At 68.2% G+C, this 10,864-nt stretch carries 12 protein-coding genes; 9 read left to right on the forward strand and 3 right to left on the reverse strand.

All coding sequences use genetic code 11. The features are described from left to right. The first annotated feature begins 88 nt into the window (after positions 1–88). From infB to AB4Y91_RS15725, 4 genes are all read left to right on the forward strand, one after another. Complete coding sequence (infB, locus tag AB4Y91_RS15710) at positions 89–2,965, forward strand: translation initiation factor IF-2 (RefSeq protein WP_441419359.1); 2,877 nt, start codon at positions 89–91, stop codon at positions 2,963–2,965. Between the two features lie 261 nt (positions 2,966–3,226). Then, positions 3,227–3,736 (forward strand): 30S ribosome-binding factor RbfA, encoded by a 510-nt coding sequence (rbfA, locus tag AB4Y91_RS15715; protein WP_441419360.1) that lies wholly within the window; start codon positions 3,227–3,229, stop codon positions 3,734–3,736. Between the two features lie 133 nt (positions 3,737–3,869). After that, the gene (gene trxA / locus AB4Y91_RS15720) at positions 3,870–4,340 is read left to right on the forward strand and encodes a thioredoxin (RefSeq protein ID WP_441419361.1); all 471 of its coding nucleotides are present in this window, start codon (positions 3,870–3,872) and stop codon (positions 4,338–4,340) included. Next, complete coding sequence (locus AB4Y91_RS15725) at positions 4,337–4,684, forward strand: CU044_2847 family protein (RefSeq protein ID WP_441419362.1); 348 nt, start codon at positions 4,337–4,339, stop codon at positions 4,682–4,684. Before trxA ends, AB4Y91_RS15725 begins: the two co-directional genes overlap by 4 nt. Before the next feature lie 38 nt (positions 4,685–4,722). Here the strand turns inward: AB4Y91_RS15725 and AB4Y91_RS15730 are convergent, their stop codons facing one another. After that, entirely contained in the window at positions 4,723–4,920 is a 198-nt protein-coding gene (locus tag AB4Y91_RS15730) for a hypothetical protein (protein ID WP_175323187.1), read from the reverse strand. A gap of 94 nt (positions 4,921–5,014) precedes the next feature. Further along, a complete protein-coding gene (locus tag AB4Y91_RS15735; RefSeq protein WP_441419363.1) occupies positions 5,015–6,178 on the reverse strand; it encodes a pyridoxal phosphate-dependent aminotransferase in 1,164 nt (387 codons plus the stop codon). 81 nt (positions 6,179–6,259) lie between these two features. On the opposite strand from AB4Y91_RS15735, the gene truB reads away from it, so the two are divergent. From truB to AB4Y91_RS15755, 4 genes are all read left to right on the forward strand, one after another. Continuing rightward, positions 6,260–7,249 carry a tRNA pseudouridine(55) synthase TruB gene (truB, locus tag AB4Y91_RS15740; protein ID WP_441419364.1) on the forward strand — a complete coding sequence of 330 codons (990 nt, stop codon included), beginning with the start codon at positions 6,260–6,262 and terminating at the stop codon, positions 7,247–7,249. A 2-nt stretch (positions 7,250–7,251) separates the two neighbouring features. Then, positions 7,252–7,605 (forward strand): hypothetical protein, encoded by a 354-nt coding sequence (locus AB4Y91_RS15745; RefSeq protein ID WP_441419365.1) that lies wholly within the window; start codon positions 7,252–7,254, stop codon positions 7,603–7,605. A 22-nt stretch (positions 7,606–7,627) separates the two neighbouring features. Further along, a complete protein-coding gene (locus AB4Y91_RS15750) occupies positions 7,628–8,119 on the forward strand; it encodes a hypothetical protein (protein WP_441419366.1) in 492 nt (163 codons plus the stop codon). Between the two features lie 320 nt (positions 8,120–8,439). Further along, entirely contained in the window at positions 8,440–8,820 is a 381-nt protein-coding gene (locus AB4Y91_RS15755) for a MarR family winged helix-turn-helix transcriptional regulator (protein ID WP_441419367.1), read from the forward strand. Positions 8,821–8,958: 138 nt separating this feature from the next. Here AB4Y91_RS15755 and AB4Y91_RS15760 read toward each other — a convergent pair whose 3' ends face one another. Then, positions 8,959–9,549 carry an NUDIX domain-containing protein gene (locus tag AB4Y91_RS15760; protein WP_441419371.1) on the reverse strand — a complete coding sequence of 197 codons (591 nt, stop codon included), beginning with the start codon at positions 9,547–9,549 and terminating at the stop codon, positions 8,959–8,961. Positions 9,550–9,862: 313 nt separating this feature from the next. On the opposite strand from AB4Y91_RS15760, the gene AB4Y91_RS15765 reads away from it, so the two are divergent. Next, positions 9,863–10,864 (forward strand): DUF222 domain-containing protein (locus tag AB4Y91_RS15765; protein ID WP_441419368.1); only part of this gene is annotated, 1,002 nt, incomplete at its 3' end.

Consider the following 10,864-nt stretch of genomic DNA (forward strand, 5'->3'; position numbering starts at 1 on the left):
GGGCCTTTCAGCTGCAATCGCGGCGGAGGCCCGCAGTAAGAAGTAGACGGTTCGTGCCTGGCTCGGTGCGGACCGAGACAGGAGAAATGTGGCCAAGGTCCGCGTACATGAGCTTGCAAAAGAGCTCGGTATTACTTCCAAAGATGCAGTAACCAAACTGCAGGAACTGGGCGAATTCGTTCGCTCCGCCTCTTCCACCATTGAGGCCCCCGTTGTGCGGAAACTCCGCAACGCCTACCCCGACGCGCCTGCCGCTCCGAAGTCCGAAGCGCCCGCGTCCGCCCCCAAGGCCAGCCCCGCAGCGACACGACCGGCGCCCGCGCCGGCTCCGGCCGCGCCCAAGGCCGCCGAAACCAAGACTGAAGCCCCGGCTCCGTCGGCTCCCTCTGCTCCGGCCGAGGCGCCCGCAGCAGCGGCACCCGCCGCCGCTCCGGCTGCCGAGGCCCCGGCGGCTCCGTCCTCCGGCGCCAAGCCCGGCGCACGTCCGGCACCGAAGGCCGAAACCCCGGCTGCTCCGGCTCGCCAGGGCGGCTCGGCGCCGCGTCCGGGCGGACCCCGTCCCGGCAACAACCCGTTCGCCACGTCCCAGGGCATGCCCCGCGGCCGCGGCGGCGACAACGAACGCACCTCCCGTCCGGGCAACAACCCGTTCGCTCCTTCCCAGGGCATGCCGCGTCCGGGCGGAAGCCGCACCGAGGGCGAACGCCCCGGCGGCCCCCGTCCCGCAGCAGGCGCTGGTGGTCCCCGTCCGGGCGCACCGCGTCCGGCCGGCGCTGCCGGTGCACGCCCGGGCGCTCCGCGTCCGGCCGGCGCTCCCGGCGCCCGTCCCGGAGCCGGCGGAAACCGTCCGACTCCGGGCATGATGCCTAACCGCACCGAACGTCCCGCACCCGCTGGTGCCGGCCGTCCCGGCGGCGGCGGCCGTGGTCCGGGCCGCCCGGGTGGCGCTCCCGGAACCGGTGCTCCCGGTGCCGGCGGCGGCGCTCCGGCCGGCGGTGGCTTCGGCAAGGGTGGCCGCGGTCGCGGTGGCACCCAGGGTGCCTTCGGCAAGGGCGGTGCAGGCCGCGGCAAGCAGCGCAAGTCGAAGCGTGCCAAGCGCCAGGAACTCGAGCAGATGAGTGCCCCGTCGCTGGGTGGCGTGAGCGTACCCCGCGGCGACGGCAACACCATTGTCCGGCTCCGCCGCGGCTCGTCCATCACGGACTTCGCCGACAAGATCGAGGCAAACCCCGCCGCACTGGTGACGGTCCTGTTCCACCTCGGCGAAATGGCCACGGCCACGCAGTCGCTGGACGAGGAAACCTTTGCCCTGCTGGGCGAGGAGCTTGGCTACAAGCTCCAGGTCGTCTCGCCGGAGGACGAGGAGCGCGAGCTGCTCTCCGGCTTCGACATTGACTTCGAAGCGGAGCTGGAAGCCGAAGGCGACGAGGAGCTCGAGGCTCGTCCGCCGGTAGTTACCGTCATGGGCCACGTTGACCACGGTAAGACCCGGCTGCTCGATGCCATCCGCAAGTCCGACGTTATGGCGGGCGAGCACGGCGGCATCACGCAGCACATCGGTGCGTACCAGGTCACGCACAACCACGAGGGCACCGATCGCAAGATCACCTTCATCGATACTCCGGGCCACGAGGCATTCACCGCCATGCGTGCCCGTGGTGCGAAGGTCACCGATATTGCCATCCTCGTGGTGGCAGCGGACGACGGCGTTATGCCGCAGACCATCGAAGCGCTCAACCACGCCCAGGCGGCCAACGTGCCGATCGTCGTGGCCGTGAACAAGATCGACAAGGAAGGCGCCAACCCGGAAAAGGTCCGCGGCCAGCTGACCGAGTACGGCCTGGTTCCGGAAGAGTACGGTGGCGACACCATGTTCGTTGAGGTCTCTGCCCGCCAGAACCTCAACATCGACGAGCTGCTCGAGGCAGTCCTGCTCACCGCGGACGCCGCCCTCGACATGCGCGCCAACCCGAACAAGGACGCCCGCGGTATCGCGATCGAAGCCAACCTGGACAAGGGCCGCGGTGCGGTCGCTACCGTCCTGGTCCAGTCCGGCACGCTGCACGTCGGCGACACGATCGTGGCAGGCACGGCCCACGGCCGCGTCCGTGCCATGTTCGACGACGACGGCAGCGCGCTGACCGAGGCCGGCCCGTCCCGCCCCGTTCAGGTGCTGGGTCTGTCCAACGTCCCGCGCGCCGGTGACACCTTCTTCGTGACCGCTGACGAGCGCACCGCCCGCCAGATCGCCGAGAAGCGTGAAGCCGCAGACCGCAACGCCGCCCTGGCCAAGCGCCGCAAGCGCATCAGCCTGGAAGACTTCGACCAGGCCGTCGCCGAAGGCAAGATCGACACCCTCAACCTCATCCTCAAGGGTGACGTGTCCGGTGCGGTTGAAGCCCTCGAAGACGCGCTGCTCAAGATCGATGTCGGCGAAGGTGTCCAGCTCCGCGTTATCCACCGCGGTGTCGGTGCGATCACGCAGAACGACGTCAACCTGGCAACGGTCGACTCCGCCGTCATCATCGGCTTCAACGTCAAGCCCGCCGAGCGTGTTGCCGAACTGGCAGACCGCGAAGGCGTGGACATGCGCTTCTACTCCGTCATCTACGCAGCAATCGATGACATCGAAGCAGCCCTCAAGGGCATGCTCAAGCCGGAGTACGAAGAGGTCCAGCTTGGTACCGCCGAGGTCCGCGAAGTGTTCCGTTCTTCCAAGTTCGGCAACATTGCAGGCTCGATCGTCCGCTCCGGTGTCATCCGGCGCAACGCGAAGGCCCGCATCACCCGCGACGGCAAGATCATCGGCGACAACCTCACCGTTGAGACGCTCAAGCGCTTCAAGGACGACGCAACCGAGGTCCGCACGGACTTCGAGTGTGGTATCGGCCTTGGCTCGTACAACGACATCAACGAAGGTGACATCATCGAGACCTTCGAGATGCGCGAAAAGCCGCGCGTCTAAGTCGGTCCGCCTGATGGCGAGTCAGCAGTAACAGGTGCGGGGCCGTTGGATTCTTTCCGGCGGCCCCGCCCCTGCGCTGGGCGGCCAACGTCTGACGACGTCGGCCGCCCAGCTCCGGCAGGCCCGATGCCACTCCCAGGCCGCCGGAAAAAATCCAACGGGAGTCCGTCGTAGGCTTGACTTAGGCGCGTGGCACCAAACTCACCAATGTGCGGCATTCGTTTCGGCGTCGTCGTACATCCAAATTTTTTAGGAGTGGAAATGGCTGATCCCGCACGGGCTGCCAAGTTGGCGCAGCGGATTAAGGTTGTCGTCGCTGAGGCTTTGGGCCGGAGGGTGAAGGATCCCCGGTTGGAAGGCGTGACCGTAACCGACGCGCGTGTGACCAATGATCTGCAGCACGCGACCGTCTACTACACCGTCTTCGGCGACGAGGTGGCCCAGGCCGACGCGGCCAAGGGCCTGGAGAAGGCCAAGGGTGTGCTGCGCCAGGAAGTCGGCCGCAACATCACCGTCCGGTTGACGCCGACGCTGGAATTCGTGGCCGACCAGATCCCCGTGGTGGCCTCGAACCTTGAGGAACTGCTGCGTGAGGCCAAGAAGCGCGACGCCGAGGTTGCGGCCCTGGCCGCCAGCGCCAAGCACGCCGGCGACGCCGATCCGTACAAGAGCGACATCCCGGAGGACATCGAGCTCGACGAAGACGACTTCGACGAAGAGGACACTGACCTCACCGCCGACGGCGACGTCGACGAGGACAGCAACAAGTAACCCCAGCACCGCCGGAACTGGCCGGACCCGGAAACGGGCCCGGCCAGTTCTGTGTCCGCCGGGGCTCCGGAGGACTTTGGACTCTATGCCCGGTGCCGGCCCGAGCGTCCCATGGAGGCATGACTGCGGGCAAGTGGAACGGCGGCGACCGGCCGTGACGACGACGCTGCTCAAGTGCCCCCTCTGCGGCACGACCAACCGCATACCGGCCGCTGCGGCCGGGCACCCGCGCTGCGGCAAGTGCCGCCGGGACCTGCCGTGGATTGTCGAGGCCGGCGACGCAGACTTTGCCGCCGTCGCGGAGCGGTCCCCGGTGCCCGCCCTGGTGGACTTCTGGGCGGCGTGGTGCGGCCCATGCCGGATGGTCAGCCCGGTACTGGACAAACTGGCGCACGAACGGGCCGGCCGGGTCAAACTCGTCAAGGTGGATGTGGACAAGTCTCCGGAGCTTTCCCGGCGCTTCGATGTGCAGGCGATTCCCACCATGCTGGTGATCGCCAACGGCAAGGTCGTGGCACGGCAGGCGGGAGCCCCGCCGGCTGCTGCCCTGCGCAGTTGGCTGGACGGTGCGCTGGCAGCCCGGCCCGAAGGGAGCAAGCAATGACTGAAATCCTGCGCTACGAGGTCGGGTCGGGAACGGTGCTGGTGGAGGTCGAGGAAGGCAGCTTCGGCGTCGAACGGCCGGCGCGCAACGAACTCGGCATCCTCGACGCCGGCCGGCGGCTTGAAGACGCCCTTGCCGCGGTGAGGCCGGCAGCCAGGGCCGCTGCCGACGTGATGAGGGAGCTCGCTCCCGAACATCTGGAACTTCAATTCGGGGTGAAGCTGGCCGGCGAAGCGGGGGCCATCATCGCGAGGAACTGCTCCGAGGGACACTTCATCGTCAAGATGTCCTTCAGCGCGGCGCAGGCGCCGCTGCCGTTGCCGGAAGACGAAATCCGGCTTTGAGCCGGTAACCCTGATCCGGATCGGCCGGCGTCGCTGCCTCAGCGCCGCCGTCGGGCGCCCAGGCCGCCCAGCAGCGGGGAGCCCATCCCCAGCAGGAAGCCGAAGTCATACCAGTTGCCGGCCCGCCCCATGTTGTAGAAGGGGAACTCCCGCCAGGCCCCGAAGACGTGGGCGATCAGCACAATCCAGGCCGTGAGCCCGTTCCAGATGCCCCACAACAAGTCCTGCCACCACATGAGGTCCTCCTCCCGGGCCAGCCGCGCACCCGCCGTGAATCCGCCCGCACCCGCGTTTGGTCAGGCTACTGCCTGGCGCGCCCGGGCGGTAGGACTAGACGGCCGGGTCGCGGGCAGGGAGCCGGCCCAGGCCTTCCACAAGCTCCGCCTGGCTGCCGCACAGGGCAATCCGGATCCAGCCTTCGCCGATGGAGCCGAACGCGGTGCCCGGGGCGAAGGACACTCCGGAGTCCCCGAGGAAGCGCCGCACCCAGGCCCGAACGTCTCCGCCGCTGACGTGCGAGACGTCGGCCCAGAGGTAGAAGGCGCCCTGCGCGGTGAGGAACGGGATGCCCTTGGACTCCAGCACGGCGGAGGCGGCGTCCCGATTGGCCCGGTAATGCGCGTGGGCGTGGCTGACGTAGTCCTGCGGGCCGGTCAGGGCTGCCAGCGCGGCATACTGCGAGGGCGACGCGACGCAGGAAACGATCGCCTCCATCACGTTGTTCATCTGCTGCTCGATCCCCGGCGGGCAGATCAGCGCACCGATGCGCAGCCCCGTAAGCCCGTAGGTCTTGGACAGGGTCAGGGAGGTGAACACCCTGGCCTCGCCGGGAACGTCGCTGTCGAAGCGGGCCGGGCTGACGTGCGGTACGTCATAGGTGAAGGCCTCGTAGCACTCGTCCGAGATGATCCAGAGATCGTGCCGCCGGGCCAGATCCAGGAGGCTGCGGGTGAGTTCCTCGCCCAGCACGGCCCCGAGCGGGTTGGACGGGGAATTGAGGATCAGGACCTTGGTCCGCGGCGTGATCAGTGCTTCGATGTCTTCGATCCGCGGCTGGAAGTCGTGGTCCGGGTAGAGCGGGTATCCGATCGGGACGGCATGCAGCAGGCTGGCCGTCATCGCAAAGGTCGGGTAACCCGGATTGGGGATCAGGATTTCGTCGCCGGGGGAGAGCAGCAAGGTCATGGCAAAGTGCAGGCCCTGCTGCGCGCCGTCGACGACGTACACCCGTTCGGCGCCGACCGGCGTCGCATTGTGCTCGCGGAATCTGGCTGCGAAGGCTTCCCGCAGCGCCGGAATGCCGGCATTGGGGGTGTAGTTGGTCTCGTCACGGTCCAGGCAGGCCATCCCGGCCTCGAGGATGTGCCGGGGGAGGGCAAAGCCCGGCTCGCCGATGCTCAGCACGATCGCGCCGGGCGTGTGCCAGGCGGCCTCGGTGATTTCGCGGATCTGGTTGACGGGAACGTCGCGGACGTGGGCTGCAAGCTCGGGCATGTCTGCCATCCTAGCCGTGGCCGGCTGCCAGGCCTGGGCGTCCGCGCCGGGGGCCGTCCCGGCGCGGATATACTGGGAGGCGTGCTTTCTGGACTGGTAATAGTGGATAAGCCGCAAGGCTGGACCAGCCACGATGTGGTTGGACGGATGCGGCGGATCGCCGGTACCCGAAAGGTGGGCCACGCCGGAACCCTGGACCCCATGGCAACCGGGGTGCTGGTGCTCGGCATCAACAAGGCGACCCGCCTGCTGACCTACATCGTGGGCACCTCCAAGACCTACACCGCCACCATCCGCCTTGGCGAGTCGACCGTCACGGACGACGCCGAAGGCGAGGTCACCGCAACCCGCAGTGCCGCCGCGGTCACCGAGGAAGGCATCCGGGCCGGCGTCGCCGCCCTGACCGGCGAGATCCAGCAGGTTCCCAGCAGCGTCAGTGCCATCAAGGTCAACGGTGAGCGTGCCTACGCCCGCGTCCGTTCCGGGGAAGATGTGAAGCTCGCCGCACGGCCTGTGACGATCTACCGCTTCGACATCCACGAACTCCGCCGCACGCAGGACGGCGAAGCCCTGGACTTGGACGTGACCGTGGAGTGTTCCTCCGGCACGTACATTCGTGCCCTCGCCCGGGATCTCGGCGAGGCCCTCGGTGTTGGAGGCCACCTCACCGCCCTGCGCCGGACCCAGGTTGGCCCCTACAGCCTGGAGCAGGCGCGCACCCTGGAGCAGCTGGCCGAGGAATTGGACGTCCTGGAGATGTCTCAGGCAGCCCGGGCGCTCATGCCCAACCGGGAGCTCACGGCGGAAGAAACCACGGAACTGTCCTTCGGCCGTAGGATCGCGGCGGGTGCCGCTGCCGGCACGCCGGATGCCGCAACGCCGGAGAAGCCCGCGGCCGCGTTCGCGCCGGACGGCTCACTCGTGGCGCTGCTGGCCGACGCCGGAAGTTATGCCAAGCCCGTGCTGGTCTTCGCGCCGGACAATGAAAAACCGGCCGCCGGGAAGACTGCCTCCGTGACGCCGTCCTCCGCGCCTTCCTCGGCGCCTTCCTCCGCAGAGCCGGCGGGCTAGCCGTGGACGCGTATTTCTACATCATCCTGGTGGTAGGGCTGCTCTCCACCCTCCTTTGCGTCGGTGCCGGCATCCTGAAGAAGGCCCCGAACGATGCGACAATCCTCTCGGTGGCCGCCGTCGAACTGTCCCTGCTGGTCTATCTGGTGGGTTCGATTGTCCGGGTCGCGTCGGGGGAGCACATCGCGGGGGAGCCCTGGGAGTTTTGGGGCTACTTGGTCACAGCGCTGATGCTCCCGGTCGGCGCGGTGTACTGGGCCATCCTGGAACGCACCCGGTGGAGCAATTTCGTGCTGGCGGCTGTCGGCGTCACCGCGCTGGTGATGGCGGCCCGAATGAACCAGATCTGGTACTGACGTGGAAGAGGCAAAGAAGAACATGACGGCTTCACAGCACACTGGCGGCGACGCCGGGACCACCGCCGGGCAGCCGAGCGAAACCGCCGCCGGGACCGCCCGCCCGGCGTCGAAGGATACCCGCAACACCGGACCGGGCCGGCTGCTGATTGCTGTCTATGCGGTGTTCGCGCTCTCGGCAACCGCCCGGGCCGGGTACCAGATCCTCACCAAGTTCTCCGAGGCGCCGCTTGCCTACCTGCTGTCCGCCTTCGCCGCCGTCGTCTACATCGTGGCGACCGTGTCCCTCGCGAAGGCCGGCCGGACCTGGTTCAAGGTGTCCGTGACCGCCGTCCTGGTCGAGCTGATCGGGGTTCTGGTGGTCGGAGCGCTCAGTCTTTTCGACGCGGTCAACTTCCCGCACGAGACGGTTTGGTCCTTGTTTGGCCGCGGCTACGGCTTCATCCCGCTGCTGCTGCCGATCCTTGGCCTCATCTGGCTTTACCGCCGCCGCCCGGCGCCCAAGCAGGCCTGACCCGGTTTTCCGCCCAACCGATGGAGCCCCCGACGTGGGGCTACTTGCCGTGCCCCGGCGCCGCCGAATAGTAAGCAGACTTGCCAAATACATAGTAAGCATGCTTATGGTAGAACCGGAGTGCGGCGTGTGATAGCCGCGCACCTTAAGTTTGTCCACCGGAGCGAGGGAGGCATCATGAGCATTGTGAACGCCGTTCCCCGAGCAACATGGGAACCGAAAAGAGCAGGCAAAGGGCGCCGGTCCGGGTGCCGCGGATGAGCGAGAGCGCGGACAATAATCCGGCCACTAAGAGGTGGCGGACGGATCAGCTCTTATCCATGGCCGCACGGGTGGTAGAGCGGCGCAAGGACCAGGCCCTGGCGGCGCTGGGCCTGTCGCACGCCGCCGTGATAGCCCTCCAGGGTTTGGCCGGGGGACCGTTGAACCAGGAGCAGCTGGCGCGCCGGATTGCGGTCCAGAGCCAGTCCTTGGGGAAGGTGCTCGGCCGGCTCGAAGAGTCCGGCCTCGTCACCCGAACCAGGGACCAGCGCGACCGCAGGCAGTTCTCTGTGGCCCTGACGACGTCGGGTATCGCCGCGCTGGCGACTGCGCATCGGATCGAGCGCGACGCGCTTCCCGAGGACCTGGAGGGCTGGACCACGCTGCAGCAGGATCTTGCCAGGATACTGGCCGCCTTCGAGGTCCCGGGCCGGTACTGAGCGCTGCTCTTTCCTGCGGGGACACCCTGCTGTGATTGGCTGAGAGTCTTACTGGCCAGCTGCACGGCCCAGGCGTCCGTTCGACGGCGGAGCCGCTGGCCTTAGCGCCACGTGGCGCCGCCGTCGTCGTCGCTGGCGTTACTTGCCTGACGTGCCTGACGTGCCGGCTCCGTCACTATCGCGGCGGTCACCTTCGCGGGGAGCCTGAAGCCTGCGACGCAGCGCGGGCCACGCGGCCGCAAACCCCGGGTGGAGCTCTTTGTCGCCCACACCCTCAAGGCTGACCCACTGCAATTCAAGGCTTTCCGGGTCGCTAATGGCCGGTTCGAAGGGCTCGACGACCTGGGCGGCCACGGTCGTGTAGGACCAGTACCCGACGTCGAACACCGAGGTGAACAGCACGCGGACGGATTCGGGCGGTACCGCGGCCTCCTCGTTGGCCTCCCTGAGCGCGCCGTTGACGGCGTCCTCACCCTGATGCAGGGCGCCGCCGGGAAGTCCCCACGTTCCGCCCTGGTCGCTCCAGGTGGCGCGGTGCTGCAGCAGCACACCCTTCGCAGCATCATGGACGAGCAGTCCCGCGGAGCCGAAGCGGCCCCAGAAGCGGCCGTGTTCGCCTTCCACCCAGGCATCGCCGGGGTCCCGCGGTCCGAGCGGCCGGCGGGGCTCGAGGTACGGGTTGCGCGGGGGCGTTTCCTGCTCTTCCGGCTTTGCGCTTGCGGCCGACAGATCTTCAGCGGGGTCCTGTTGGGCTGGCTGCGGGGAGACTGAGCTGTCCATCCGGCTAGTCTGTCATGCCGCCGTCTGGCGGATCCGGGCCGCGTGTGAGCTGTTTCAAAATGTGTCCTACCCTCCTGCTTGGATTGGTCCATGGGAATCAGTGCCGCGGTCGCCTTTGCTCCAGGCGGCCGGGTGGTGATGTCCGGGGGTTTTCCGTGGCCGGTCCCGTGCAGGTTCCGCGCCGCTGCCGCCCCCGTCCTAAGAGGGCGACGGCTGTTCCGGTGCGGGCAATAATGTCGTAGGTCCACGGCAGAATTGATTCATGGGAACCAGTGCAGCCCTCATTGCTCGGCCGGCCGGCTGGCCGGGCGATGATGTCCGCCGGGGTCGGTCACTGCGTAGCGTTCTGGGACAGCTACGGGAGTTGACCGCGACGGCGGCCGGGGATGCGGCGCTGTTCGGGTTCGGTGAGGCCGTGGAGTTCGCCGCCGGGGTCGAAGAGGCTGCCCGGGCCTTGGAATACCTGCAGGTTGTTGCTGCCGGGGCGGTGAACCGGACCCGCAAGGAGGCTGCCGCCGAGAACGCCCCGGTCCTCGATGACGGCTACCGCAAGACCGGCGAGTTCCTGCGGGACCGGCTCCAGATCACCGCCGTCGAGGCCCACCGCCGGCTGGCCCTGGCCGGGGACGTGTTGCCGCGGACCGGGATCACCGGCCAGCCGCTCCCGCCCCTGCGCGAGGAACTCGCCGACGCCGTGGCCGCCGGTACGGTCCCGTCGCGGTCCGCGACCATCATCACCCTCGCCCTGGCCCGGGTGCGGCCGCTGTGCGATGCGGAGACGGCCGCCCGGATGGAACATGCCCTGACCCGGACCGCAGTGGAGCACGACCCGGATTTCCTGGCCCGGGTCGCGAGGCGCTGGACGGACGCGATCGACCAGGACGGCGCCGAACCCTCCGAGGAGGTCCTGCGCCAGTTACAGGGCGCGTTCCTCCGGAAACCCCGCCACGGCCTGCAACATCTGGAAATCTTCGCCACGACCGAACAGTTCGAACACCTGCTGACCGTGATGAACACCGCCACCAACCCCCGCACCGGCACCGAGGCTCCCGATGATGCGGCAACCGGGAGCGCGGGCAGCGAACCCGGCAGCGCGGCCGGCGGCGTGGCGGGCACCGAAGAAACACTGCTCGACCGGCGGTCGAGGCCGCAGAAATCCCTCGACGGCCTGGTCGGCGCCTGCAAAGTGGCCCTGGCTTCCGGCGCACTGCCCGCCACCGGAGGGCTCCGGCCCCAGGTCATGGTCACCATCGATTACCGCGAC

The organism is Arthrobacter sp. YAF16 (assembly GCF_052113385.1).
Classification (GTDB): Bacteria; Actinomycetota; Actinomycetes; order Actinomycetales; family Micrococcaceae; genus Arthrobacter.

Coding starts and splice junctions, on each gene's coding strand:
- rbfA (WP_441419360.1), top strand. CDS start 3,227: ATGGCTGATCCCGCACGGGCTGCCAAGTTGGCGCAGCGGATTAAGGTT.
- AB4Y91_RS15725 (WP_441419362.1), top strand. CDS start 4,337: ATGACTGAAATCCTGCGCTACGAGGTCGGGTCGGGAACGGTGCTGGTG.
- AB4Y91_RS15730 (WP_175323187.1), bottom strand. CDS start 4,920: ATGTGGTGGCAGGACTTGTTGTGGGGCATCTGGAACGGGCTCACGGCC.
- AB4Y91_RS15735 (WP_441419363.1), bottom strand. CDS start 6,178: ATGCCCGAGCTTGCAGCCCACGTCCGCGACGTTCCCGTCAACCAGATC.
- AB4Y91_RS15750 (WP_441419366.1), top strand. CDS start 7,628: ATGACGGCTTCACAGCACACTGGCGGCGACGCCGGGACCACCGCCGGG.
- AB4Y91_RS15755 (WP_441419367.1), top strand. CDS start 8,440: ATGGCCGCACGGGTGGTAGAGCGGCGCAAGGACCAGGCCCTGGCGGCG.